Annotated in this window: 22 protein-coding genes and 1 pseudogene; 7 read left to right on the top strand and 16 right to left on the bottom strand. The window is 41.4% G+C overall.

The features are described from left to right. The 3 genes from VB740_RS28215 to VB740_RS28205 form a co-directional block, all read left to right on the top strand. Positions 1-1,347, top strand: a 1,347-nt coding sequence (locus VB740_RS28215; protein WP_323203156.1) for a GAF domain-containing protein, incomplete at its 5' end; no start/stop codon positions are given. Between the two features lie 156 nt (positions 1,348-1,503). After that, a complete protein-coding gene (locus tag VB740_RS28210; RefSeq protein WP_323203155.1) occupies positions 1,504-3,726 on the top strand; it encodes a hypothetical protein in 2,223 nt (740 codons plus the stop codon). A 269-nt stretch (positions 3,727-3,995) separates the two neighbouring features. Further along, on the top strand, positions 3,996-4,361 hold the full coding sequence (locus tag VB740_RS28205; protein WP_323203154.1) for a metalloregulator ArsR/SmtB family transcription factor: 366 nt from the start codon (positions 3,996-3,998) through the stop codon (positions 4,359-4,361). Between the two features lie 266 nt (positions 4,362-4,627). Here the strand turns inward: VB740_RS28205 and VB740_RS28200 are convergent. Then, positions 4,628-4,882, bottom strand: a pseudogene (locus VB740_RS28200) (NAD(P)/FAD-dependent oxidoreductase); the annotation flags it as partial. 75 nt (positions 4,883-4,957) lie between these two features. Between VB740_RS28200 and VB740_RS28195 the strand changes: the two are divergent. Continuing rightward, on the top strand, positions 4,958-5,860 hold the full coding sequence (locus VB740_RS28195; RefSeq protein ID WP_323203153.1) for a DUF3267 domain-containing protein: 903 nt from the start codon (positions 4,958-4,960) through the stop codon (positions 5,858-5,860). Here VB740_RS28195 and VB740_RS28190 read toward each other — a convergent pair whose 3' ends face one another. From VB740_RS28190 to VB740_RS28120, 15 genes are all read right to left on the bottom strand, one after another. After that, complete coding sequence (locus VB740_RS28190; protein ID WP_323203152.1) at positions 5,861-6,586, bottom strand: hypothetical protein; 726 nt, start codon at positions 6,584-6,586, stop codon at positions 5,861-5,863. It lies immediately after the preceding gene. A 5-nt stretch (positions 6,587-6,591) separates the two neighbouring features. Then, a complete protein-coding gene (locus tag VB740_RS28185; RefSeq protein ID WP_323203151.1) occupies positions 6,592-8,205 on the bottom strand; it encodes an alpha-amylase family protein in 1,614 nt (537 codons plus the stop codon). A gap of 61 nt (positions 8,206-8,266) precedes the next feature. Continuing rightward, on the bottom strand, positions 8,267-9,421 hold the full coding sequence (locus tag VB740_RS28180) for a permease (protein WP_323203150.1): 1,155 nt from the start codon (positions 9,419-9,421) through the stop codon (positions 8,267-8,269). 22 nt (positions 9,422-9,443) lie between these two features. Continuing rightward, a complete protein-coding gene (locus VB740_RS28175) occupies positions 9,444-10,304 on the bottom strand; it encodes an HAD family hydrolase (RefSeq protein ID WP_323203149.1) in 861 nt (286 codons plus the stop codon). 134 nt (positions 10,305-10,438) lie between these two features. Then, positions 10,439-11,290 (bottom strand): DUF1206 domain-containing protein, encoded by an 852-nt coding sequence (locus VB740_RS28170; protein ID WP_323203148.1) that lies wholly within the window; start codon positions 11,288-11,290, stop codon positions 10,439-10,441. A 58-nt stretch (positions 11,291-11,348) separates the two neighbouring features. After that, positions 11,349-12,767 (bottom strand): Nramp family divalent metal transporter, encoded by a 1,419-nt coding sequence (locus VB740_RS28165; protein WP_323203147.1) that lies wholly within the window; start codon positions 12,765-12,767, stop codon positions 11,349-11,351. A 119-nt stretch (positions 12,768-12,886) separates the two neighbouring features. Beyond that, on the bottom strand, positions 12,887-13,273 hold the full coding sequence (locus tag VB740_RS28160) for a peptidoglycan-binding domain-containing protein (RefSeq protein ID WP_323203146.1): 387 nt from the start codon (positions 13,271-13,273) through the stop codon (positions 12,887-12,889). Between the two features lie 231 nt (positions 13,274-13,504). Next, the gene (locus VB740_RS28155; protein WP_323203145.1) at positions 13,505-14,011 is read right to left on the bottom strand and encodes a PRC-barrel domain-containing protein; all 507 of its coding nucleotides are present in this window, start codon (positions 14,009-14,011) and stop codon (positions 13,505-13,507) included. A 40-nt stretch (positions 14,012-14,051) separates the two neighbouring features. Then, the gene (locus VB740_RS28150; protein WP_323203144.1) at positions 14,052-14,900 is read right to left on the bottom strand and encodes a M48 family metallopeptidase; all 849 of its coding nucleotides are present in this window, start codon (positions 14,898-14,900) and stop codon (positions 14,052-14,054) included. A 13-nt stretch (positions 14,901-14,913) separates the two neighbouring features. Further along, positions 14,914-17,370: a glycoside hydrolase family 31 protein gene (locus tag VB740_RS28145; protein WP_323203143.1), complete on the bottom strand. Its 2,457-nt coding sequence runs from the start codon at positions 17,368-17,370 to the stop codon at positions 14,914-14,916. Between the two features lie 53 nt (positions 17,371-17,423). After that, positions 17,424-18,221, bottom strand: a complete 798-nt coding sequence (locus VB740_RS28140; protein ID WP_323203142.1) for a hypothetical protein — start codon at positions 18,219-18,221, stop codon at positions 17,424-17,426. A 67-nt stretch (positions 18,222-18,288) separates the two neighbouring features. Continuing rightward, positions 18,289-19,092 (bottom strand): hypothetical protein, encoded by an 804-nt coding sequence (locus VB740_RS28135; protein WP_323203141.1) that lies wholly within the window; start codon positions 19,090-19,092, stop codon positions 18,289-18,291. A 183-nt stretch (positions 19,093-19,275) separates the two neighbouring features. Continuing rightward, entirely contained in the window at positions 19,276-19,926 is a 651-nt protein-coding gene (locus VB740_RS28130; RefSeq protein ID WP_323203140.1) for a hypothetical protein, read from the bottom strand. Positions 19,927-20,248: 322 nt separating this feature from the next. Further along, a complete protein-coding gene (locus VB740_RS28125) occupies positions 20,249-20,812 on the bottom strand; it encodes a DUF3611 family protein (protein ID WP_323203139.1) in 564 nt (187 codons plus the stop codon). 429 nt (positions 20,813-21,241) lie between these two features. Continuing rightward, positions 21,242-21,613 (bottom strand): response regulator, encoded by a 372-nt coding sequence (locus VB740_RS28120; RefSeq protein ID WP_323203138.1) that lies wholly within the window; start codon positions 21,611-21,613, stop codon positions 21,242-21,244. 192 nt (positions 21,614-21,805) lie between these two features. On the opposite strand from VB740_RS28120, the gene VB740_RS28115 reads away from it, so the two are divergent. From VB740_RS28115 to VB740_RS28105, 3 genes are all read left to right on the top strand, one after another. Continuing rightward, positions 21,806-23,983 (top strand): ATP-binding protein, encoded by a 2,178-nt coding sequence (locus tag VB740_RS28115; RefSeq protein ID WP_323203137.1) that lies wholly within the window; start codon positions 21,806-21,808, stop codon positions 23,981-23,983. Positions 23,984-24,203: 220 nt separating this feature from the next. Then, positions 24,204-24,830, top strand: coding sequence for a hypothetical protein (locus tag VB740_RS28110; RefSeq protein WP_323203136.1), 627 nt, complete (start codon positions 24,204-24,206; stop codon positions 24,828-24,830). 107 nt (positions 24,831-24,937) lie between these two features. Continuing rightward, on the top strand, positions 24,938-25,282 hold the full coding sequence (locus VB740_RS28105) for a hypothetical protein (protein ID WP_323203135.1): 345 nt from the start codon (positions 24,938-24,940) through the stop codon (positions 25,280-25,282). Positions 25,283-25,316: the final 34 nt, after the last annotated feature.

The following is a 25,316-nucleotide window of genomic DNA, read 5'->3' as shown; positions in this document are numbered from 1 at the left end:
GGGGCAGAGGGGAAAGAACAAGGCACATTGAACTCTCCCCTGCTCCCCTGCTCCCTTGCTCCCCTGCTCCCCTGCTTTTTTCACGCTGCCAAGGAGTTTTCTGTGACGATCGCAACTTTAGACCCTAATTCTGAAACCCAGCCTGTTGAAAATGAAATCCAGATAGAAGAAATTTTGGCTAATGTGGCTCTAATCAAAGCAGTCTTTCAATCTGCTAAGGGGCCAAAGGTCGCTCAATTGCAGCAGAAGGTAAGTCAAATCGAAGCTTTTATCGAAGCTTTGGCTAAGGATTCGCCCAGTGACAATGATGAAAATGTTCGAGGGGCTTTTCAACTCCAGCGAGAACAACTTGCGGCCATCGATCGGCAAATGCAACAGGCAAAAGGTCAAACTGCACTTTTGGAGGTTACAGCCACCGCCCTTCGAGATGTTCTCAGTGCCGATCGCGTCTTGATTTATCGTTTTGAGGAAGATAATCGCAGTCGAGCGATCGCTGAAGCTATACAACCGGGTTGGACATCCTTGCTCAACCAATCCCTACCGATAAATTTGTTTGTTACTACCGATGTTGGCGACAGACAAAACTTGCTCAACAACCTCACTGAATTAACTCCCCGCCAACAGCAATTTTGGCAACGCTTTCAGGTACAAGCTAGCCTCTGCTTGCCCTTGATTGTCAAACAACAGCCTTGGGGTTTTTTAGTTATTCATCATTGCCTTCAACCCCGACAATGGCAGGAAACAGAGCGCAGTTTGCTGCAACAAGTAGGAATGATGTTGACAATTAACTTGCGCTGGGCTGAAATAGTAGCTCCACCTGCTCAACAGCTTGAATCCCTCGATCGCTCACAGTTACTAGTGCCATTACAGCAGGTGAGCCAGACTGTACAAGAAGGAGCCAGAATCGCCGAGCTTGCCAACGAGCATTTAATGTCTATTCAAGATACTGTTGCTATTACTAATAAACAGCTGCAATACCTTGGTGAATTCTGTCAGCAAGCTTCTGGCTTTGTTCATCTTGTAGAAGGCTTGAGTACCAAAATTCAGGTTTTGTCCCTGAATACAGCTATTGAAGCAACAAAAGCTAACGACCAGGAACAAGGTTTGCTAGCTGCTGCCGAACAGGTGGAAATTCTCGCCCGTCAAGCCCGCGACAGCACCCTAAATATAGAAGAATGGTTCCAGGAACTCCAGGTGGCAGCAGCAGACGTTACTTCTACTATCGAACCGTGCGATCGCCAAATCAGTGCTGGGCTGGAGTCAATCGCTCAAATCCACGAGCAATTTCGAGCGATCGGCGACATCGCTGCTTATACCCTCAAATCAATAGACCTCTTGCAAAAGTAACTTTTGCAAGAGGGGGGAAAGGGAAAAGGTTAAAGGGAAAAGGGTTTTTATTAGCCCTTTCCCCTTTACCCCTTACCCTTTTCCCCACTTCTGTAAGAAGTCTAATGTCGAAGCCATAGAATTGTCACAAACCCATAGAAACTGAGAGTTGTTTTCATGAGTACCGATTTTGTCCCCCAACCGCAGAACGACGATCGCTTTCTAGAAGAAGCGATCGATCTGTTGCTGTTCTTGGAGCAGGAGTTGCCTAACTATACGAAAGACAGTAACCCTGGTACAGCTTTGGCTCTCATGGAAGCTGCTCGCTCTCTGCATTCGATTGCCATAGCAGCCGAGCTAGATGCCATTGCCATAGTTGCGGCTGCACTAGAAGAGATTTTTCAGCTTCTCCATCAGTATCGGGCAACTGTCAACGCCCCAATCGCCTCCCTGTTGTCAGAAGGATTAGATTGCCTACAGATGCTGTTGATGGCATTTTTAACAGCCTCGCAAATTGACGAAGTAGAAATTCTGGAGCGGATGTCTGCCATTGTTGCTCGTCTACAAGCAGAGTTTGGCGATTCCCAGAAAACAAACCTTGAGACATGGCTAGAGCAACCGCAGGAATATGAACCAGTTATTCAGTTTGGCGATCGCTTGGCCAAGGTAGAATCTTCTGCGGAGCAAGTTATCGTTAAAGACAAGGAAAGTCTTGACAGAGAACTAATAGATGAAACTAGCCCCCAATCTGGCAGCCTTGTTCACGTAGATACCGAGCAGCTTCCCATCAAGGTAGGGGAACTAGCAAACCCGGAGGAGTATGGGGAAGAAGATTTTCATGCTTGGTTAGGGGATTTTTCCCTGTCTGCTGAAATATCTGAAACATCCCTAGTTAAATCTGTTCGCGATCGTCATCCACTCTCTTTGCAAGAATCCATTTCTACCATTCTTGCAACAAGTATTCCAACCACCACACCCATCAATATAAAGCATCTCGAACAACTAAACGCGCTAATTGCAACATTATTAATTAACTATAATCAGCAAGCTTGCCAGGAAGAACAACAGCAACATACGATCGGGCGGTTGCTCCGACAAGTTAAACGATTACAACACCTGCTGGATAATCTACAGGAATGGTCAGGACGTTTAGCAGCAATTTCAGATACCCTTTCTCCTCTAGCTGCTTCTCGTTCTCAGCAATTATACAGTACTCTGCAATCTGTTTTGGCTGAAACGTCTCAGGTGGCATCAACTGTTGATTCGCTGAATAACAATCATCATCAACTCAAACAAGAACTGATACAGCAGGAAAAGTTGCTTAACCAGTCTTCCAATTTAGTCAAAAAAGTTACAACTATTCCTTTAAAAGCAGCCTTAGAACCGTTGCATCGGCTTTGGTCTCAGTTACAAGCTTTACAAGATAAGTCTGCTAGACTACATTTACAAATTAGCGATATCCAAGTTGATCGGGGGTTGAGCGATCGCCTCCATGCTCTCCTGTTACATATAAGTTGCTATTTACTACAGCAAAGTATTGAGTCTTCCCAAACACGCCAAGAGCTAGGTAAAAATAGCAGCGGTATTATTGAAATTCAGATTTATCAGCAGGGAAATCAACTGATTATTGATGGCTGTGATGATGGCGCAGGACTTAACTTATCTCAAATTTATCAACAAGCTTTAGCCCAAGGACTCGCCCTGACAAAACCAGGGGATATCTTACAAGAACTGGTAATTGAACCAGAGGTTTCATCTGTTTTATGCGATCGTGCTGCTTTAGAGTTAGGAGCAGAATTAACTGAAGTTTGCAAGCAATTAACAGCTATTCAGGGAAGAATAGTATTGAAGTCTAAAGCTGGACATGGTACAGCCTTCTCGCTCCAAATTCCCCTCGATCAAAAAATTGCTCAACTTATCGTCTGCCAAGCTAACTCCAGAGTTTATGCATTTATTGCCGATTCTGTAGAGCAGATTTGTCTATCCCAGTCCGAACAAATCATCCAAACTCAAGCGGGACGTATGTTATTGTTGCAGTCTTCTGGCACCAGTGGCTTGCTTGGTTATGCTGATGAGCATCTAACAACAGAAATGCTCGTCCCTATCCACTTATTGACTGATGTGCTGATTTGTCCTAACCAGCTTCCCACCTCAGTTACTACTTACAGCACAGATACACTAAATGCTTTCAAGCAGGATAAGCCTTTATTAGTATTTCGTTCCTTAGACAAACGATGTGCTTTAGAAGTCGATTGCATCATCGGCAAGCAATCCGCTGCGATCCATCCTCTGGGGGAAGCAATCCCAGTTGCTGCTTATATCCAAGGAACTAGCATTCTTGCCAATGGGCAACTTAGCCTGGTTTTGGATGGTCACTTTATCACAAAATCTCTAACTTGAATCAATACCTGCCGAAATGTTTGTTGCACATGAATTACAGCAGTTTTAACATACTGATTTCGTCAAGCACGAGGTGAATACCAGGTAATTTGAAAGGGCTGGTTCTATGACTGAAAACAGACTGCAATTGCACTGTGCCGTTCAATAGATTCGTCCCTCCTTTCACTAACCCCTCAAAAGCATAAAGGAGTTTTACCATTCATGTTGCAGCCAATTGTTTAAAATAATAACTATATAGTAATATAATTTATATATTAAATATAATCCTTATGTCAAAGACTCTTTCTCGAAAAAACACTTCAGAAGTCCTTGCTCCGGTTGCAGAGTATTTTAAGGTACTCTCTGAAACCAGTCGCTTACAGATTTTGAGTTGTCTCAGAACCGGGCCGATGAACGTTACCGAAATGGGCGAAGCTACGGGTTTAGGACAAGCAAATCTCTCAAAACACTTAAAAGTGTTGACCCAAGCAGGTTTGGTGTCCCGTCAGCAAAAGGGAGTTAGCGTCTACTATGCGATCAGTGACCCTGTAATTTTTGATTTATGCGAATTAGTTTGCGATCGTATTGGTAACCAAATACAAAAACGGGCTAAGGAATTTGAACAGATCAAAGCCTTTAGCACCCTCTCAAAATAACTATTTTCTCAGTCAAGCTGGGGAAAAGCTTTTTGGGAGTTTCCCTACTCCCCTCCCAACAAGCCATTGACAGGGATAAGAACGCCGCAACTAACATTAAAGCCGCCGGAGGATATTCGGAGGCTCAAAACGGATGTGGAGGAAAGCGTCAGACTGCCGCAAAGGTAGCAGTATCCTGCGAAGCGTCAACCCGCCAAGAATTCATACATACAGTTAAGTTTGTTTGATTAGATTGGAATCACCGCACCTTTAGATCGGTGAGGATGTCAATAGACATTCAATTTTAGATTCTCCTCCCAACGACGCGCACCATTCGCACAACGAATGTCTCGCCAAATTTGCGTAGCAGCTAAAGCACCATCCCCCGCAGCAATCACTACCTGATTCAACCCTACCTTTAAATCACCAATGGTAAATACTCGCGGGTGAGAAGTTCGACACATCTGATCAGTAACTAGATTACCTCCTTTTAACTCTAGGTTTATCCCTTGCAGATAGGTGTTGTGATAGCGGGAACCCAATAAACCTGTAGAGTGATGAAATAAACACTAAATATTATTAATTTGGAAAGTAAGGATTAATAATGAGCAGGAATTATGAATATAGCAACTCGCAATGATCCAATTTATGTATTTCGCTTAACTCCAGAAATATCACTGATTTGGACTACTTTAGGTTCATTACTGTTAATATTGGCAGCAGCAGGTGCAAGCTGGTATTACAGCATCATTCACAAACAAACACTAATTTTTAGTGTAGAAAGTGCTGGAGGTAGAGCTTGGCAAGGAATTTTTGCTTTTGTGATTTTACTGACCATTACTTTTGTCACCATCATTGTTCATGAATTGGTGCATGGAATAGCGTTTGCTGCCTTTGGTGGTTCGCCACGTTATGGATTTAAATTTAAGTATTTCTTACCCCTTGCTTACGCCACTTCACCAGGTGACTTGTTTCGCCGGAATGCTTTTATTTTCATTGCTTTAGCACCATTGATAGTCCTTGATGTTGCGTGTTTGTTACTGCTAGCAATTTTTCCCCAAGCAAGCTGGTTAATTTGGGTAATTGCATTCAATACAAGCGGTGCAATTGGAGATATCTGGATAGCAGTACAATTGCTACGTTGTCCACAGTCAATTCGAGTCGAAGATAGAGAAGAAGGCATAGCAATTTACGCACCTCCTAGTGTAACTTGCCGAGAACTTCCTTTTGCTAGAACTGATAAAACTCGTAAGCGTTCAGGTGTAAAAGCTTTGTTAAACCTCGCCTTTATGGCTTTGGCGTTGGTGCTGATTTCTAGCTTTTTACTAATACCAGTATTGAAAACCCTAGAAGTTCCTTCATTTCTTATCGGTAATAATTCTTTCTGGATTTTCCGTTGGATAAATAACACAAAAGGATTTAGTATTGAATTTAACTGGATATCTTTTGTGATAGTTATTCTTACATTATTGTTACTAAGTTTTTTAACTAATATGGTTCGGAGGCAGGACATTGAATAATTAAAGAGCTAATAAAAGAATTGCATAGCCGAACGTACCTAATGCAAACGCCCAAAATCGGCTTTCTCGCTCTTCTGGTAGTTCTTCCTTAAGGACATTGAGTACAATACCTCCCGATAAAAAGGCGAAGAGAACCGTAACAGCCGCTTGATGAATTTGTGTACCAATGCCAATTACCCAACCAACAATGATCGCAGCTACTAACAACCACCGCCCAATCCGATCATATATTTGTTTGTGGTTTTCGCGCAAACCATTATCGTTAACTACAAAATGTAGTGCCATCGCAAAAAAATAGAACAATAAACTCTTAATACTTGATTCTTCTCGATGTACTAATAAGTAGCCAATTAAGGCGTTATAAACAGCAAAAGAAGCAATATGTATCCAAAAAACGTCTAAAGCAGTAACATCTCCCTTCCCTGCTTTTTGATTGCGTTGACGCGACTTGTTTGCAAATCGTTCTAAGCCATAAAACACTGCTAAACCTAAAAGTGCCACCAAATAAACGTGATGCTCTAAAAAAGCAAGTCCAATATTTAAACTGCTTTGGAGTGTTATTTGGGCTTTACTCAGTTCTGGCAAAATGTGGACGAACACATAAGCGACAGATACCCCACTGCCAAATGAGAGCCAACGACTACGTGGTTTAGCTCTAATAAATTGTAGTTTACCTGAAAACAAATGTATTATGGCTAAGGCGATCGCACATATTGCAGTGATCATGCTTTTTACCTAACGCGAAACCAGCGATAGCCGTATGCTTCTATTGGGATGGAAGGCGAATTAACATCGAGTGGTTCGTATTGGGAATCGCCAAATATATCAATTAAATGGTTATACTCATCAGATTTTAGCATGACTGTACATGAGCGATCGCCTAAATTATGTAAAGCGATCGCACTCTCACCTTCCGACTCGCAGCAGTGAGCAAACACACACGGTTGATCGGTTTCTAGAATTTGCCACTTACCGCAACCAAACTCTGGACACTGTTTGCGAATACGGATTATATGTTCCATCCAATTGATTAAGGAGTTGCGATCACGCTGTTGGTCTGTTACATTCACCTGTTTATAACCATACTCCCCTTCTTTGATCGCAGGTCGGGTAAGAACATCTGACGAAGCGGTAGAAAAGCCGCCATTCGGTGCATCTGACCATTGCATGACTGTACGGACACTATTCCTACCCTCAAGCGAAAGGTCTTCACCCATCCCAATTTCTTCGCCATAGCGTAGCACAGGTGTCCCAGGTAAGCTGAATAAAAGACTGTATGTGAGTTCAATGCGACGTTTGTCACCTTTTAACATTGGTGGTAAACGACGACGAACGCCTTTGCCAAAAATTTGCATATTCTTTTCGGGTGCGAAAGCCTGAAAAACTTCTTGGCATTCGGAATCGCTAATTAAGTCAAGGTTGAGTTCGTCATGGTGGCGGACAAAATTTAACCATTGACCGATTTTAGGAATGTTAGGTAATGATTTTAGTCCCTCAAGTAAAGTTTGTGAATCTTTACGTGCCAGAGCTAAAAACATATATTGGTTGAGTAAGAAGTTAAACAACATCTGACATCGATCGCCATTACCAAAATAGACGGGTATTTTCTCAGAACTTACATTTGCTTCTGCAAACAGAATTGCATCACCTCGACGCGAGGTAATAAACTCTTGCATATCTTTGAGGAAAGTTTCTAAATCTGGACAATCTGGGATGCCAAGTGGATTAATTAAAAATGGCGCAGCATCGATGCGAAACCCCGACACACCAAGTTGCAGCCAAAAACCCATGATTTTGTAGATTTCTTCCCGTACCGCAGGATTAGCAATATTTAAATCAGGCTGCTCTTTGTAAAAGTGATGCAGATAGTAAGCATCAGCTTGTTCGTCGTATTCCCAAAGACTATCCTCTACTCCAGAAAAAATTATCTGTTCTGGCTTGGTTTTAGGTGGATTTTCCGACCACACGTAGTAATCGTGATACTTGGAGTGTTTATCTAAACGCGCTTGCTGAAACCAAGGATGCTGAATTGATGTATGATTTACCACTAAATCAACCAGAACTCGAATACCGCGATCGCTAGCTTGATGTATGAACTGTACAAAATCTCCTAATGTCCCCAATCGTGGATCGACGTTGTAGTAGTCCATGACATCGTAGCCGTTATCTCGATTAGGAGAAGGATAAAACGGTAATAGCCATAAACAGGTAATTCCTAGTCCAGAAAGATGATCTAGACACTTAGTTAGTCCTTGGAAATCGCCAATACCATCGCCGTCTGAATCCATGAATGTCTCGACATCCAAGGAGTAAAAAATTGCATTTTTGTACCAAAGATTTTGCATAATGATAAGTTTTTAATTACTTTCAGCAATTGCTAGCGTGTATATTTTATTGGTTGACTCATTAATTAGCTGTTTCCTGTTGTGAATGCTCTTCTCTATGTTGCTGATGATATTCAGAGTCATTGTCTTTAAAGTGCATCCACAGCAAAATTCCGCCAATAACTGCAAAGATGATGTTTAGCCAAAAGGTGTAATCAATTGCAAATCGGACTAATTCTGTAAGGGCGGTTCTTTGTGTCGGTATGACATTGAAAAGGGCAAAAATACCATGTACGGTGATTCCTGCGGCTACCATGCAAATATAAAGTAATCCAGAAAGATATACAGCATATTTCCATCCATAATATTTCGCCTGTAAATAAACTACAGTCGCCGCCACTAAATCAGCACCTAAAAAGCTCATCACACCCGCAAAAGAAGCATTTTTTGACCATAACAGAGCAGCTAAGGGTACATTACCCATTGAGCCAATAAAGGTAAAAAAGGCAATCACCGGTGCAACTAAAGCATTTTCTAATATTGCAAATAATGATGGTGCGTCTTGACCGGATTGTAAAAACAAGGTGTTCCAAAAACTGGTAGGAATAAAGACTGAAATAAATCCGGCAATAGTAAAGCCAAATAGAATTTCTTTGTATGCCATCTTCCATTCCATGAAGAAAGCATGAGAAATAGCACGCCAGCCTTCTTTGGAGGTTAATTTTTGCCACCAATTTTTGTTTTGCATCTGTGTGTGGTGGTGCATTCCTTCACCTTCTTGGCGTTGCTGGGCGTGTTGTTTTGCTTCGTTAGCAAGTTCTCTAGGGAACCAAAAGCGAGTCAGGATGTAGGCGTAAAAAATCATCAAGATGCCAAGTAAAAAGTTACCAACAAAAAATTTCCAGCCTAGCAAAACCCACAACACGATACCTAATTCAATCACCAGATTGGTAGAAGCTATGAGGAAAGATAAGGAATTTACAGGATGTGCGCCTTTAACAAATACAGAACGCGAAGCAGCGATCGCCGCAAAAGAACAAGAAGAAGAAATAAAGCCAAAAACACCGGCTAATATTGCTTGCTTCCAGCCGCGTTTGCCCAAAACTCGCGCCATTTGAGAGCGAGTGACGATCACTTGAATGGCGGCGGAAACTATATAACCAAACATCAGCGCCCAAAAGGATTTCCATAATATTCCGGCACTGGTTAGTAAGGCTTCTCCAATTTGATTCAACATTTCTGATATTATCCTTAAAGTTCTACTCACCTACACTCAATTGCTGCAAAGCAATCCGTTTGCAAAGACCTTCTACCGCGAGTGTTAGAGATTGCATCAGTTCAGAATTTTCGCTGTAGTCAACAGGCGCGAGGTTAGCAACCCGTTGACTTTGAGTCATTTTTAAATCTTGTCCCCATTCTTCTGGAGTACTGTCTTTATATAATGCGATCGCTGTACCCTGTTCTTGATTCATTAAAGAAAAGCAGGGAATATCTGACGCACCATCACCAACATAAATCACCTGTGCCAGTGGAATGTGCAATTCCTCTGGTGGTAAATCTCGATATACAAATGATTTACCATCATCTTGGTAATCATCAAAACCTTTGGCAATTTGGAAAATATAGCGGGTTTTCTCTGTGTGAGTGACAATCTTCTTTAAAAACTCTATACCGTTGCGATCGCCATAAGAAAATTCACAACCCCACATTGCTTTAAAATTTGGAGCAATACAGTTATGACGAGCAATTTCCACCATTCCGCAAGTTATTAAATAAAATTCTACCTCTACTTTTGGATTTGATTCGTGAGCGCATTGTTGCAAGCGAGCAAACATTTTATTAACGCCATCAAAGGGAGCTAATTCTTGACCAAAGCTAGCAATATATTCTTGTGTAATTTTGTTATCTTGTCGTTTTGACTCTTCAATTAGCGCATAAAATCGAGCTAGAATTTTATCCCAACCTTTGTCAATTAAGGGTCGAATTTTTTCTTGGCGAAACTCCAGAGCATCAATACCTAAGCTTTCTAACAAAGCATCAACGGTATCTGGAACCAGAGTATCATCAAAATCAAAAACTATAGCGATGCGATTAGAAAGGGGTTTGGTCGAAACAGTCATAACAAAAGGTTCTCAACTATGGGATTTTTGCAACAATATTAGTAATTTTGGATAAAATACTAGAATAGCCAGGATGATTAATTATAAGTTGAGCAATTAATGGCAAAATACCAGCTTTACAAATGCAGCAAAAATTATAAATTAGCAATATGCCGATAGCGAGCCTCTATTCCTGAATAGATGCCATAAGCAATCAAACCCAAACCCACTATACCCAGAAGCCAAAGACCAAAGGGGTGTTGTGTCAGAACCGCCAATGCACCACCTAACCCTCTAGCCTGAGTGCCATCAGATTGAATTGCCGCCAGCATCAAGAAAATGCCGATAATGCCAAAAACAATGCCACGGGCAGCAATGCCAAATCTACCCATACGCACTGCCCAATTTTGCTCAGTTAGACTCATTTGAGAAAGTTTTAAATGGTAACGGAATTTGCCTTTATACGCTTTATAAAGGTAAGAAAGACCAACACCAACTACCATCATCCCTGCCAGTGCTACTAGCCATCGCCCAAGAGGTTGAGCCAAGATATATATTGTCCAATCCTCAGTTGAATCGCTATCGCCAACGAATGAACCCATAATCAGCTTTACAGATGTCAAAGCCAAACCTGTATAAGCTAAAGCACTGATACCATAACCAATCCGTTGGGCAATTCGTTTAGCATTAATTGGTTTTTTACTTTTTTCAGGATCAAAAAACGTCTGAACTAAACGCCAAAGTACATACCCAATAATTCCGAGAGTAACGATACTTAATAAAAATTTTCCAAAAGGTTGGACAACAATTGCCTTTAACGCACCAGTTGTATTCGCGGTTTTACCACCAGAACCAATGGCAGCTTGGGCTGCTAGTAACCCAACAATAAAGTAAACAACGCCTTTTGCTGCGTATCCTAATCGTGCTAGTCGCTCAAACCAAGGGAGAGAAGTTATTTCTTTAACTGGTTGTTTAACTGGTTCTAGGGGTGAATTAGGTTGTGTCATACGGCATAGTAACTATTTAGAATTCAGAAAGATGAAACTGTTCTCTACACTATATTTATTAACCTGAAGCGCCGCTTGAGCCAATTATACCAAGCAGTTGCAACAGATAAATAATTGCGAATACACCAAAAAATATGCCAGCGATCGCTGTTCCACCAAAAATTATTTTTGATGGTTGCAGTTTCTTGGGCAACATTCGATGATTTAAATAAAGAGTCAGTCCGGTGACGATGGGGATGTGAGCAGCTTCAATTCCGCCTGCGGTTTGTAGCAAGCCGACAGGTTCACCGAAAAACAGGTAAACGGCGATGGGTAAGGCTACCAGTAGCACTACAATATAGACACGCTGCAAAAACTTTTCATTTGTCCAGCGTCCCCGCACCCCAAACCCTTGCAGTAATATCTGCGTACCATCGGCAAACATTCGTCCAAAACCATCTTCTACAGAAAGTACGGTACTACAAAAGGTAATAAAAACGATCGCCACCATAAACCAAAAGCCAAATGGCCCCCAAAGGTCGCCTAGCAAGCTACCCAAAGTTTCCGCAACCTGATTTTCTTTGGGTACAAGTCCTTGTGGACGTAGTAATTCACCACCAAGAATCAAGAAAGACAACGCGGCTAACAGCGCACCAACCACTGCTAAGGTGTTGGATATAGTCATCAAATTTAGCCAACCGCGCAGCTTCTTTTTTTGCTCCTGGTTGAGTTGCTTGGGGTCTATGCTCTCTTTTCCTTCAACACTGGCTGCACCATATCCTCTGGCTTCTACCCAGTAGGAATACCACATTAATCCGGCTGCACCTGCCAACATGAAACCCAACCAAGGTAGTATTTCTTGATACTGGACATCTTGTGGAATTTGCGGTACTAACCCGGTTGCTAGTTTGCGAACATTAGGGAAAACGAAAATAGCCGCAGCTACCACTGCTACAGTACGGGCAATCCCTACATAAGAAGAAATCTTTTCTACTACGTTGTATTGCCCCAAAAGTACGATCGCAGCTGTTACAACAATGATAATTACTGTCCACAGTTGCACACTTCCTCCAGCAACCAAAATTAGTGCTGTCGCGGCGGCTCCTGAAAGTCCAGCAACAGTAGAAATCGCCACCACTACCTGCGGTAGCAAAATCAGCCAGATTGCCCAGTTTTTGGGGCCGGGAAGTTGTTTGAAACCTTCTAGAATAGTTGCGCCGGTACAAACTGAAAAGCGACCAACTTCACCATTAATAAACCATTTCAAAACCACAGCAGCAAGTAGCGCCCATAATAGGGTGTAACCGTAGAGTGCAGCAATTCTTGGCGTAAATAGCAATTCACCCGAACCAGCAGCCGAAAGCATCCACAAAAAACTCGGGCCTAGCCATTTCAAGTTATCCCAACCTTTGGGCGAATCTGGGATGTTTACAGTGTTTTGTGGCTGCTGTGTGTTATTAGTTTGTGTTGAGAAATTGCGATCGCTCTTATTATTCATTTTTTACTATTTCACACCAAAACCGTTTATGAATTCATATCAAAGCAGTAATGCTCAATCTGTCTTTGGGTTGATTAAGTCACAATCGTGGGTAGATTTAGTGAGTTACTGCCCATTTATTACAAAGGATTATAATTATCACGCACGGGTGGTATATTACTGCGTAAAGCTTGCCACGTCAGCGCTCCTACCCTACCATCACCAACCAATCTTTGCGATCGCTGAAAGGTAGCTACTGCTGTAGCCGTTCTAGGGCCATAAATACCATCAATAGCTCCGTTATAAAATCCTAAATATTTTAGAACAGCTTGCACATCTCTCACCGGCTGTCCACGAGATCCACGCGTAAGAAAGGGAGCTCTCACAGGAGAGTATTTTGAAAGCCTACCTGTAATTGAGGTTGTCTGCGCCTTAGCAGGTGTAAAACTAAAGGTTAACATCCCCAAAAACAATGCAGAAATCAAGCCCAATGGTAAAATTATTGAGCGCATAAATCGAGTATTCATAAATTTATATTTCTCCTACATTAAACAAAGTAAACTCTTTTTATAACTGGATCAAGCTCAACTATTTGTAATAATGTACCCGTTATTTTAAAAGTCTTTCGCTTTTTTAGATCCCCCCTAACCTCCCTTAAAAAAGGGAAAACCGGAATCAAAGTCTCCCAATTTATCAGGAGATTGAGAAGGGGCTAAAACTTTTGATACCAACAAGAGGACTTTTCTAACATCCTCTGATCAAATTTTGGCTCTGTTTGGATTTCTCCCATTTCTCAGGTTTTCTTCATAGGTTCTGAAGTTGGGATCGTTCAGTTCATAAAAGTAAGGCTCTAGCGTGTAATTATAAAGAGCAGGAGTACCTAACATACCCGGCATTACTGATGGTACTAAAGGTCGGTAAACCCCTCTAACTTTCTCTTCATAATCATTATCGATTGCTAAATCTTCGCTAAACTCAGGTAGATTTTTGACTTGCTCTTTGGTCAGTTTAGGAACAAAAAGATGTTTATTATCATAGTCAAGACGAGCTAAACCCACCGGGAGCAATACTTTTTTGCCAAAAATCCAAAAGCCTGTATCAATGATGAAATACCGGAAACGACCATCGTTTTCATCAACTAATATGTTGACAACAGAGCCAACTCTGTCATCATCGGCGTAAACATCAAAACTTTTAATGTCATTACCATTAAAAATTTCATCGTTGTAGTTGGGATTATATTCGTCAAGTTTGTACAAAGCCATGTTTTTTCCTCCTGTAAAAACTGTTTAATTTTATTATTAACTAACTTAAAGGTTGAATTTTTGCCTCATAAGCAGCATTGTTTAAACCGCTACCTCTATAAGCTTTTTGAGAATTAATTGCACTTCTTAAGGCAGTAATCCGATCGCTTGTTGCAGGATGAGTACTCAAAAATGTCGGTAGCGATCGCTGTTGGAGTAACTTTTGCATAAAAGCAATCATGGCAGACTGAGCATAACCAGCACGTCCTAAAGTCCTTAATCCTCTTTGATCGGCTTCAAATTCATCTTGGCGACTATTGGGACGACGCAATGCCAAATCCACACCAATCTGAACTGCTGTACTGCGCTCTAATCCGGCTGCTGTGGCAAAACCACGAGCGATCGCTCTTTGTCGCATCTGTTCTATTGAATGCTGACTAGCAATATGACCAATTTCGTGAGCGATAACGCTGGCTAATTGAGCTTCATTATCTGCGGCTTTTAGCAATCCGGTAGTGACATAAACATAGCCTCCCATTGTGGCAAAGGCATTTATACTCTCATCTTGAACTACCTGAAATGTATAAGGAATATCAGGGCGAGTGCTATTTGCTGCCAATTTCTGACCAATTTGGTTGACATAGCGATTCACATTTTGATTGCGATAAAGCTTAATTTCACTATTAACTAACTGTTGATTAATCTGCTTGCCTAGTTGGACTTCTTCTCGATCAGAAATAGTGGATAGCTGAAATATTTGAATTCCTTGATTCAAGAGATCAAACAATGAAATTGCCTGTGTCTTTTGGGGTGAACCCACACCAATACCAACCGCTACTAAAACTGATAGAAATAAATACAACCAGCGACGATAAAAACGACGATAAATAAAAGAAAAAGAATTTAACATAAGCTGATTCAAGTTAACTACGATGTTCAAAATTGGTGAACATTCCCTGCCAGCGAACTTGCTCAAACTGCTCTATATCCAAGCATTGTCCCTGATTAAAAACTTCACTGCCGTCCACCCAAACTTGTTGTGGTTCAAACCCGTGGAGGTGCAATTTCACACCCGCATAAGGAAAAGCATAATCTCCCTGTTGTTTCCAAGTTAGTTCTAGGGTGTCTTGATTCTGCGTTAGGTAAAAACGATCCAACCGCGATTCACCATAGCCATCTCCCGCGTCACTGTAAACCTGACTTTCACTGTTTAACAACGCGGATGGGTAAAGATGGAGAATTAGTTGATTATCTTCCTCCATTGGTAAAATACTTCCCGCTTTTACCAATAGCGGTATCTGTTCAAGAGATGCTTTGAGGTTGACTTGCTTTCCTCCTTCTAAAAGTGCATCATCCCAAAAGTTATACCAGTGTCCTTTAGGTAATGCGATCGCTCGTGAGGTTGCGCCTTTTTCGGCGATCGCACAAACTAAAAGAGCATCACCCAACAAAAAGGCATCATCTATACTCCAAAGTTGAGGATTGTCTGTATCTGCCCAAAATAAAGGACGTACTAAAGGATGTCCGGTTTGAGAAGCTTCCCAAGCTAAGGTATAGAAATAGGGCATCAACCGATACCGTAATTGCAAGAATTTCCGTACAATACTCAGGGTTGGTTCGCCAAAACTCCAGGGTGTACGCGGCTTGGTGTTGTTGGCAGAATGGGTGCGGCAAAATGCCATAAAGCAAGATATTTGAAACCAACGCAAGTATAATTCTGCGCTAGGATTGCCCTTGAATCCACCAATATCAGAACCACTGTAGGGGATACCTGATAATCCCAAGTTTAAAACTGTGGGAATAGTTTGGCGTAATCCTTCCCAACTAGTTTCAATATCGCCCGTCCAAGTCCAGGCGTAGCGTTGCAAACCTGCCCAACCAGAGCGCGAAACGATAAAAGGTCGTCGTTCAGGTTGGTACTCAGCTAGTGCTTCATATCCAGCCTCAGCTTGAAGTAATCCATAAAAATTATGAGCTTCGCGGTGGTCGCCACCTCTACCTTCTAGAGAATGCCAAGTTGAATGTGGTGGTAGTGAAGGGTCGCCCCAAAGGACAAAAACCCCTGGTTCATTCATATCATGCCAAAATCCGGTGATGCCTAAATCGAGCAGATATTCATATTGTCTGCTCCACCAGTGACGGGCTTGGGGGTTGGTAAAATCAGGGAAAGCGCATAAACCGGCCCAAACCGGAGCGATCGCAGGTTTACCACTAGGAAGTTTGCAAAATACATCCTGTGCGCGTCCCTCCTCAAAAAGTTTGTTTTTTCGAGATGCTTGTACACCGGGGTTAATAATGGTAATTAACCGTATTCCCTTCGCCGCTAATTCTTCAGCTAACTTAGAAATGTGGGGAAAGCGATCGGGGTCAATAGTAAACGCACGAAAATTATCTAGAACATCTATATCTAGATGCATTGCACTTACGAGAATGTCATGTGTCTCAAACCCCTTTACGGCTTCCCGCAGTGCGGCTTCTTTTTCATACCCCCAACGTGACTGGTGATAGCCAAATGCCCAACGGGGTGTTAGGGGTGGACGACCTGTTAATTCTGTGTATCGCTCCAACAATTGAGGCAATGTACCAGCAGTAAAGTAATAGCGCAACGCCCCGCTTTCAAACTCGGCTGTAGCTAATTCTTGAAAACTAAAGTTAGCAGGAAAAGAGTTTTCATAGAAAATTAAGTAACTACCTTCTTCATGCAGACCTAAATAGAGTGGAATGCAGAGATATAATGGGTCAGTTCCGGGCCCATATATGCCACCTGCATCATAGTTCCACATCCGGTAGGTTCTGGCTTTATTTTTATCGCCTGATGTGCGGAGATTTAACGGAGCCGCCCTTTCTCCCAAACCATAAATATGTTCTTCTGGACGTAGTTTCGCCTGATGTCGCCAAGTCTCATCTTTCGTTTGGGGTGATAGCTTTGTTGGTCGTTGGGGGGGTAGTTCTTCCCGTAGTGTCTGCCCTAAAGAATTTTGAAATTTCAAACTGCCATCAACGCCAACAATAACCTTTAGGTGTGGACTAGAAATTGTCCAGCCCTCTTCCATCTCTTGAAACGTCGTCTCTAACTCTGGCCAATCTTTACGCGAGATGCCATAAGAAATGGGATATATCCCAGGTTTCCACTCAATTCGGACTAAATCGGCGCTCAAAAAATAAATTTCTAACTCAATATGTTTGAAGTGGAATTGTCCGCCTCTCTTAGTTGCTTCAGCCCTCTGAATTTCTCCAGTTTCCTCAACAGCTTCTAAACTTTGAGACTTACGAAACTGACGTTCTAACAAATCTCGTTGCAGTGGGTAGAGCAGCGACCCTAAAAACCGTCGAAGTTTAATTGTTCGTAGGTTGAGAAATGCTTCGTTGAGGATATCCATAAAACCTCATAGAAAGTACAGCATTTGAGACGGCCATGACAAACTGAGAATTTCTAAGAAGGATGATATATAGTATCAGCAACTAAAACAGGTCTGTTGCCGTACTCAACCTCTAACTCTCTTTTTACATTTAGATCCCAGGTGAAATTGTATTCTTTCTCAATTTCAGCAATCACAAAAGGACGAACTTCGCCAGTTATCGATACTGTCTGATCCTGATTTATTGCTACTTTGGGCGGTGCTTTTAATAAAACTAGCAAATCTTGCCCACCAAGCCATTGGTTTTCATCTAGCGTTAGTAAAACCGGACTGCGGATATTGTCCACTTTCCCCGTAACTGCAACTTGGCGACGATAATATTGTTCGGGACGTTGTGTTATTTGGCCAGGTTGAGGCGCTAATACAAGGTATCGAGCAATAATTGCAGGTTTATTGATGTGATCTCTGTAATATTCATCCTGCATGTTGAGATTAAACTCTTGCTCAATTTTAGGAATTACCAAATTACGAACCTGACCAGTAACTTGAACTTTAATATTTCGGTCAAGTGGTATATTAAAAGGCGTACCTGAAGCATTGACAACTACAAGAGGTTCACCGCGAAAGAATCGTGAATCAGTAACCGTGAATGAACTCGAACCAATTTGCTGAATTGCTCTGCTTTTAATCGTCACAGAGCCACCGATAAATTCGTCGGTATTTTCAGCAATTTCAGATGTATTGGTGATAGTTGGTTTTTCCTCAAAAAAACTACAACTTCTCACTATCATAGCCATGACTACCAGGAAAACTAATACCGCTGTTTGACCTAGTGCCTGTAAGAAATCTCCTCTTTGGGAATTATCATTCATTGCCCTTATGGTTATTTGTCTTGCGGGTATTCATCAAAAGCTTTCCTGATAGCAGCTATAGAATACCTTATTGTGGAATTGCTGAGGGATATACCTCATCTGCAACTAATACAGGTTTATTGGTGTATTCTGCTTCTAGCTGCTTTTGTAAAGTTAAATCCCATTGCAGGTCGTATTCTCGTTCTAGTTCAGCTACAACAAACGGACGTAACACACCTGTGACCGCAACTTTCTCACCTTCATTGACAACTCCTTTTGGAGTCCCGGCACGGATAACTAACAAGTCTTGTCCACCAAATAATTTGTCTTCGTCTAAGGTGAAGGAACTGGCATTTCTGATGTTTTCCACTTCACCTGTCACGGCCAAATTTTTACCGTAGTATAGTTTAGGGTTTGTGGTAAGTTCACCTGGTTTAGGAGCAAGTGCAATTGATTGAGCGATAATTGCAGGTTGGGTTTCGTACTCTTTGTACAAGTTTGGATCTAAGCCCAAATTGTAATCTCGATTAATATCTGCAATCACAAAGTTACGAACCGGGCCTGTCGCTTGAATTGGTGTATTTGGGTCAGTAGGCAGGGTGAAAGTTTTACCCGAAGCATTTACAACTAAAATTGGTTGAGCATTAAAAAATTGCTTATCGGCAATTGTGAAAGTTGACGGCCCCAATTTCCTGACGGGTGTGCTTCTAATTGTTACAGTTTTACCAATTAGTTCGTTTGTATTGTCTGCAACTTCTTCTGTAGTCACATTGGTTTCTGGTACTCCGGCTTGTTGATCTAAGTTGTTGGTACAACTTCCAAGCAGCATTGCAGATATTGCTAGAGCAATTGTTCCTTTAGAACTCCATTTAGTTTGCATAAAGTTGGTCATTTCAAAATCTCCATTTGGGTTAACTAATGATCAGGTTCAGATCGTGACTTATTATTCAAAAGCTTTTAGGTCAGTCCTAGTTATAATTTTTCAACTGAACCTGATATTATTGAACGACCACAAAACTTTTGATTTGTTGTAATCAGCGTTTTAAGGCGTTCAACATTTCTGCGGTGAATTATATTAATTCAAAAAGACTTGACCATCTCTTTGAATTCTCAATACGCCTTGATTGTTATCGAAATTGGTTGTTTCATCTAACGAAACTGCAAGTGTCCCTTCAGAAGTAGATGTGGGCATAACTTTAAGCAGTCCACCATCTTGACGTACCAAAGTAATACTAATAGGTGTTGGTAAGCCTCGTAAGACAAACTCTTGTCCACCTGCTAGATATCGAGGTTGGGTCTGACCAATTGCTTGATAAGAGATACCAGCGTTAGTGTTATTTTTCAATTTCACATCCACTGTACCTGCTGTTGGTGTAATAGTTGCGATCGCACTTTGCCGACTTTCTGGAGCAGGTGGTTGTATAACATTAACATTTGTGCGTTTTCCATTCATAGGATAGGTAGGAACCGTAATACTCTGGGAACCAGTAGTTTGCTGTTGTCCTCCTAATCTTAAAGTTGCAGCATTTGGCGGACATCCTGCTGGAACCAAGACTCGATTCCGGTGAGGTTCTTCGTAGAAAATTCTAGGGCAAGGATTAATTTGGGAAATTCGCGGCTGTGCTACTGCTGATTGAGTAATTGCAGAGAACCCGACTAGTAAAGTTCCAAACATTGTTCCTACTAATCCAACTTCTTTTAAAGAAGAACGATTTAATTTGTACATAATTACCTCCTGACAACTTTATTTTTGCTTATTATTTGAAAATTCAAATAGTGACATCTAGTGAAAGATTAGAGAATACTTTTAGTTAGCCTCTTACTTTTCTTGCAATCATCCAAATTAGTGATTGTGTATTTTAGGTTTAGGGAAAGTTGAGCTGCTCAACCAAAGAGGAGAATGAAAACAGACAGTCTGTATTTTTAGGTTAGATCCCAATGGTGGAAAAGTAGAGCAGAATTGTAATACATTTAGTAGATAATACTTTAGATATAGGTTAGTACTTCTATAGTAATAGCTGGCAAAATCAATACTACACCTGCGCCTATTACTCTTCTAACCAATAGAGTAGACCAAGAGAAGTAATGCCTCCAAAAAAGTGAGCACCAATCATGTTAATGTTTGCTAACAGTACAAAAATGTCTAAAGAACGAACTACATTTTCTGGCTGATAAAGTGCGACACCTTGAGGTTGTGCTACTGCTTTACTCAATATGATTACAACCGTAAATTCAGAAGCAAGAAAAGCTATCAATAACCCTACAAAACTCACGAGCAATCCAATTCGTAAATTTTGAAGTACGTCTTCCTTCTTGGGATGGTTTTGAGAATTTGGCGTTTGTAAAAGTTTAGCCATTTTTCGATAACGGAAAGCCCAATAGACTCGAAAGCACAGCACTAAAACACCAACAATACCCAAAAATATCGCAAACCCTATACCTGAACTGCTTGTCGTCACGTTACGGCTAAAACACGCCAACAATACAGCAATGCCAGAAATACCACCAAGTACTAATTGTACCCAAAAACTAATTCGACTTACTAAACGCAATGTAGCAGCAAATTTCTGTTTACTTGGTGGATGTGAAAGTGATTCTAAATCATTCATCATATATATACCCTCCTCAGTAGATGATTTGTTTAAGTAAATACAAGAAATTAGACTTTAGTAAATCTATACTATAGAAACTATAGAATGAAACTTACCAATTAATATATATACTTAGTTTAGTTGGTTGAAATATTAGTTTTTTTTCTGGGAAGAATTTATTTGAATTTAACTAATATTGAGTTAGTTTTAACTTAGGGAGTAAAGGTGGAAAACTAGTGGAGAATATGTATTTTTTGAAGAAATTACAACTTAAGAAAGAGACTACTAAAACTAGAGATAGATTTTTTTAAAAGTAAATCTACCCTAAATTAGAGATACTACAGTAATCCTATTTCTGGTATCTAAATTTTCACAAATGATTTAGGACTGCTATAGTATTACTTAATTCATGAATAGCTGAATTGGAAATACCAGATTTTGTAATATACTTTAGCTCAAGGCTGCTGCTACTTGATCAGCTAGTTTCTGAGGATTAAATGGTTTACTGATTATGCCTTTGACACTTAGCTCATTGAATATTTGTTTGTCATTGTTACGTCCTCTGGCTGTAAGCAAGATTACGGGGATGTGTTTAGTTGTTTGATTAGCCTGTAGTTTTTGAAAAGTTGTCAAACCATCCATATCAGGCATCATTACGTCCAAAAGGATAGCATCGGGTTGAGATGACTGAGCTAAAATTAATCCTTGATTACCTGAAGTAGCAGTCAACACCTCCCAGCCCCCCATTATTTCTAGACAAGTCTGAATCAATTGACGGATGTCATCTTCATCATCAATAACTAAGATTTGCTTAGAGATCATTGTTATTATCTTCCTATGTTAAATTATTATTCCTTAGTGCTTTAATTTTTGCAATGTAACGAGGGGTATTGTTTATAGCTACCATCCTCTTAAGATTAGTTTTTAATGGTAAAACTTGAAAGTGGAAAACTAGGGTAGAAGTTTAATAAACCTATGGCATAACCAGAAATAATAGACCAAAAGTAATAGAAAATGTGGAGATTGACACGATGGGCTTTGCCCCGCCTTCCCTACGGAACGCTCCGCGAACGGCGATTCTCGCAACTACAAGGCTATAGCATTGCATTCTTAACGGTTTTACTAGCTTTACTGCTGACATTGCTTCTATGGCAGCTACACAGGCTGAATTCCATTTACCCACTGTTTTTAGCTGCGGTCATGGTTAGCTCTTGGTATGGTGGCTTAAACCCAGGGCTATTGGCAACTTTTTTGTCTGCTATAGTCTGCGCCTACTTCCTCTTGCCCCCTTTTTATTCTCCGGCTATCAGTGGGTTCAGTGCGGTGGGGTTGCTTCAGTTTGTGCTAGTAGCATTGTTGATTAGCTTACTTAACACTGCACTACGTGAGGCGCGATCGCAAGCTCAGAAAAACGCGCGAGCTGCACAGGATAATTACGAGTGTTTACGTCAAATTCAAGACAGTCTGCGTCAAAGTGAAGAACGTTATCGATTGCTAATAGAAGGAGTAACTAACTACGCAATTTTTATGTTAGATCCAAACGGTAACTTTACCAGCTGGAACATTGGAGCCGAACGTATTTTAGGCTATCAAGAAGCAGAAATTATTGGTCAACCTTTTGAGCGAATTTTTTCACCAGAAGCAATTGAGCGCGGACAACCACAACAAGTATTAACAAAAGCCGTAACTGAGGGTTTTTCTAAAGAAAATCGTTGGCATATCCGTAAGGATGGGACATTTTTCTGGGCGCATTGTGTAATTACACCTTTACGAGATGAAAATGGAAATCTGCGCGGCTTCTCTAAAATTATGCAAGATATTACTGAGCGCAAACAAGTTGAAGAAGAAAAAGAGCAACTGTTGCTACGAGAACAAGCTGCACGCGCTGTGAGCGAAGCGGCGCAAAGTGCAGCAGAAGCTGCAAACCGTTCCAAAGACGAATTTTTAGCAATAGTATCCCATGAATTACGTACCCCCATGACTGCAATTATCGGTTGGGCGGGGATGTTGCAAACTGGTGCGCTAGATGAAGCTAAAGTAACTCTCGCATTGGAGATAATTGAACGCAATGCTAATTTGCAAATGCAACTTATTGAAGACTTACTTGATATTTCGCGGATTGTTAGAGGAGAACTTTCACTCTCCATTGAGTTGGTAGATTTAGTAAAAGTAATTATAGCCGCGATCGAGGTTGTACAATCACTAGCAGATGTAAAGGATATTCAAATTGAAACTATACTTGATACTTCAATAGAAAAAATTTCGGGTGATTCAGACCGCTTGCAACAAGTTGTGTTAAATCTACTTACGAATGCAATTAAATTTACACCCAACGACGGACGAATTAAGGTGCGGTTGTCAAAGGAAGTGGGGAATAGGGAGTGGGCTTGCCGTGAGCCTGTCCTGAGCGTAGCCGTTGGCGCAGCCTCTCGTAGAGAAGGGCGTAGCCGAACGGGAGTAGGGAGTGGGGAAGAGTTTTCCCAACCCTCAATTCCTAACTATGTTCAAATTCAAGTCAGTGATACGGGTAAGGGTATCAGTACTGACTTTCTACCTCATGTATTTGAGCGCTTTTGCCAAGCAGATAGTAGTCATACTCGGTCAGATAAAGGATTAGGTTTAGGGCTAGCGATCGCCCGTCATGTGGTAGAACTGCATGGTGGCACAATCCAAGCCCAAAGCCAAGGAATAGGGCAAGGTGCAACATTTACAGTCAAGTTGCCCATTTTAGAAGAAAGCAGAGAAGAAAGTCTTTCCCCCTTATCCCCCCCATCCCCCTCATCTCCCTCATCCCCCAATCCCCTTACCAACTTGCGAGTGCTGGTTGTAGATGACGAGGCGGATGTCCGGCAGTGGATTACCGCAGTACTCGAAGAGTGTGGAGCGAAAGTTAGTACTTTTAGCTCCACAAGACAGGCACTTGAGGCACTAGAAGAATTACATCCAGATGTGTTAATCAGCGACATTGGAATGCCAGACGAGGATGGCTACGCGCTGATGCGTAAAATCAGAGAAATTGAAGCAGAACGAGGCGGGCGGATTCCTGCTGTTGCACTGACGGGGTATGCCAGAGTAGAAGATTACAAAGAGGCATTAGCAGCAGGGTTTCAGCTACATGTTGCTAAACCAGTTAGAGCAGCTGAGTTAATTGCCGTTGTTGCCAGCCTGGGTAAAATGTCTGGTAAACTCTGAGCGATTTTGCAAATATTGCTCAAATCCACAAGTTTTCCACTTTTTGGAGATAACTTCAAAAGTATAATTCAGGCGAAAAATGGTGTTATCCATGCAGTTAATGAAGTTGCCTGAGTTCAGCTTGAATCAGTTAGGAAAGTAATAGCAATTTGGTTGCATAATATTAGATTGCTTTCCGATGCCTGATTTATTCATGCAAAATTATTTGGGAATTTGAAAAATGAATAGTACTTGGTTACAGCGATTTTCTGCGTTGTTTATTTCCTCCACAATCACAATGCTTGCAAGTGGATTATCTGCTCAAGCACAAACTGTATCGACTCCCGGTAAAATTTCAACAACAGCAGCCGATTTGGTTCCCCAGCCAACACAACCTGCTTCTGAAACTTCTGCTGAGGTGGCGCAAGTAGATGTTGATCCAGGTCGAGCTACCCGTGGTGGCTCCAGCTATATTGGAGTTGCTGGCAACATTGGTTTAGGTGGTGATTCAGCTTTAAGTGAAGGTGGTTTTATGGTGTTCAGCAAAATTGGGCTGACGCGTACCTTCTCTGTACGACCATCTGTAGCGATTGAGGACGACCCTGTTATTCTGGTTCCTGTCACCTATGACTTTAACTTTCGGACAGCAGATGCTTTTGAAGATACATTCGCTGTAGCACCATACGTTGGGGCTGGCGTAGCGATTGAAACTAGTGATGATGCAGACGTTGGCTTGCTTTTATCTGGTGGTGTAGATGTTCCTTTAAGTACTAACTTCACGGCAACAGCAGGCGTGAATGCGGCGTTTTTAGATGAAACGGATGTAGGACTAATGATCGGAGTTGGTTACAACTTTACTGGGTTGTAAAAAAACTTTTAGTTTACCGTATTTGCAGACTCCGCAATGAATATCGTAATCTACTGCAAAGTTGATGTTAGCGTGCTTGAGGCTCCACAACAAAGTGAGGGATGAGAATGAAAAGTATAAAAATCAACTCATTTATTTTGGCATTAATAGCAGCCCTGAGTGTGATTTTAATCTCAACAACAGCTTTAGCACAAACTGATGTCAACATCAATAACAGTAATATTATCCAGTTTGGAGGTGATGTGATAGTTCCTCCTGGGCAGGTTGTGGAGAATGCCCATGCGATCGGTGGTGATGTGACGATTCAAAAGGGAGCAAGAGTCACCCAAACTGCGATCGCAATTGACGGAGATGTGATTTTAGAAGAGGGCGCTCGTGTTGATGGTGATACTTACGCGGTGGGAGGAGAAATTATCACATCTCCCGGAGCTACTAAGCTAATCGGCATTTAAATTGCAACATAGTCACTATTGCCTTTGTTTTTTA

The organism is Nostoc sp. UHCC 0251 (assembly GCF_034932245.1).
Classification (GTDB): Bacteria; Cyanobacteriota; Cyanobacteriia; order Cyanobacteriales; family Nostocaceae; genus Nostoc.
This window is presented reverse-complemented; position numbering and strand designations above follow the sequence as displayed.

What these genes read in the sequence shown, in the direction of transcription:
- VB740_RS28195 (WP_323203153.1), top strand. Translation starts at nt 4,958, where the DNA reads ATGAATATAGCAACTCGCAATGATCCAATTTATGTATTTCGCTTAACT.
- VB740_RS28205 (WP_323203154.1), top strand. Translation starts at nt 3,996, where the DNA reads ATGTCAAAGACTCTTTCTCGAAAAAACACTTCAGAAGTCCTTGCTCCG.
- VB740_RS28150 (WP_323203144.1), bottom strand. Translation starts at nt 14,900, where the DNA reads ATGTTAAATTCTTTTTCTTTTATTTATCGTCGTTTTTATCGTCGCTGG.
- VB740_RS28190 (WP_323203152.1), bottom strand. Translation starts at nt 6,586, where the DNA reads ATGATCACTGCAATATGTGCGATCGCCTTAGCCATAATACATTTGTTT.
- VB740_RS28210 (WP_323203155.1), top strand. Translation starts at nt 1,504, where the DNA reads ATGAGTACCGATTTTGTCCCCCAACCGCAGAACGACGATCGCTTTCTA.
- VB740_RS28105 (WP_323203135.1), top strand. Translation starts at nt 24,938, where the DNA reads ATGAAAAGTATAAAAATCAACTCATTTATTTTGGCATTAATAGCAGCC.
- VB740_RS28130 (WP_323203140.1), bottom strand. Translation starts at nt 19,926, where the DNA reads ATGTACAAATTAAATCGTTCTTCTTTAAAAGAAGTTGGATTAGTAGGA.
- VB740_RS28160 (WP_323203146.1), bottom strand. Translation starts at nt 13,273, where the DNA reads ATGAATACTCGATTTATGCGCTCAATAATTTTACCATTGGGCTTGATT.
- VB740_RS28165 (WP_323203147.1), bottom strand. Translation starts at nt 12,767, where the DNA reads ATGAATAATAAGAGCGATCGCAATTTCTCAACACAAACTAATAACACA.
- VB740_RS28180 (WP_323203150.1), bottom strand. Translation starts at nt 9,421, where the DNA reads ATGTTGAATCAAATTGGAGAAGCCTTACTAACCAGTGCCGGAATATTA.
- VB740_RS28155 (WP_323203145.1), bottom strand. Translation starts at nt 14,011, where the DNA reads ATGGCTTTGTACAAACTTGACGAATATAATCCCAACTACAACGATGAA.
- VB740_RS28115 (WP_323203137.1), top strand. Translation starts at nt 21,806, where the DNA reads ATGTGGAGATTGACACGATGGGCTTTGCCCCGCCTTCCCTACGGAACG.
- VB740_RS28170 (WP_323203148.1), bottom strand. Translation starts at nt 11,290, where the DNA reads ATGACACAACCTAATTCACCCCTAGAACCAGTTAAACAACCAGTTAAA.
- VB740_RS28145 (WP_323203143.1), bottom strand. Translation starts at nt 17,370, where the DNA reads ATGGATATCCTCAACGAAGCATTTCTCAACCTACGAACAATTAAACTT.
- VB740_RS28120 (WP_323203138.1), bottom strand. Translation starts at nt 21,613, where the DNA reads ATGATCTCTAAGCAAATCTTAGTTATTGATGATGAAGATGACATCCGT.
- VB740_RS28110 (WP_323203136.1), top strand. Translation starts at nt 24,204, where the DNA reads ATGAATAGTACTTGGTTACAGCGATTTTCTGCGTTGTTTATTTCCTCC.
- VB740_RS28185 (WP_323203151.1), bottom strand. Translation starts at nt 8,205, where the DNA reads ATGCAAAATCTTTGGTACAAAAATGCAATTTTTTACTCCTTGGATGTC.
- VB740_RS28175 (WP_323203149.1), bottom strand. Translation starts at nt 10,304, where the DNA reads ATGACTGTTTCGACCAAACCCCTTTCTAATCGCATCGCTATAGTTTTT.
- VB740_RS28135 (WP_323203141.1), bottom strand. Translation starts at nt 19,092, where the DNA reads ATGACCAACTTTATGCAAACTAAATGGAGTTCTAAAGGAACAATTGCT.
- VB740_RS28140 (WP_323203142.1), bottom strand. Translation starts at nt 18,221, where the DNA reads ATGAATGATAATTCCCAAAGAGGAGATTTCTTACAGGCACTAGGTCAA.
- VB740_RS28125 (WP_323203139.1), bottom strand. Translation starts at nt 20,812, where the DNA reads ATGATGAATGATTTAGAATCACTTTCACATCCACCAAGTAAACAGAAA.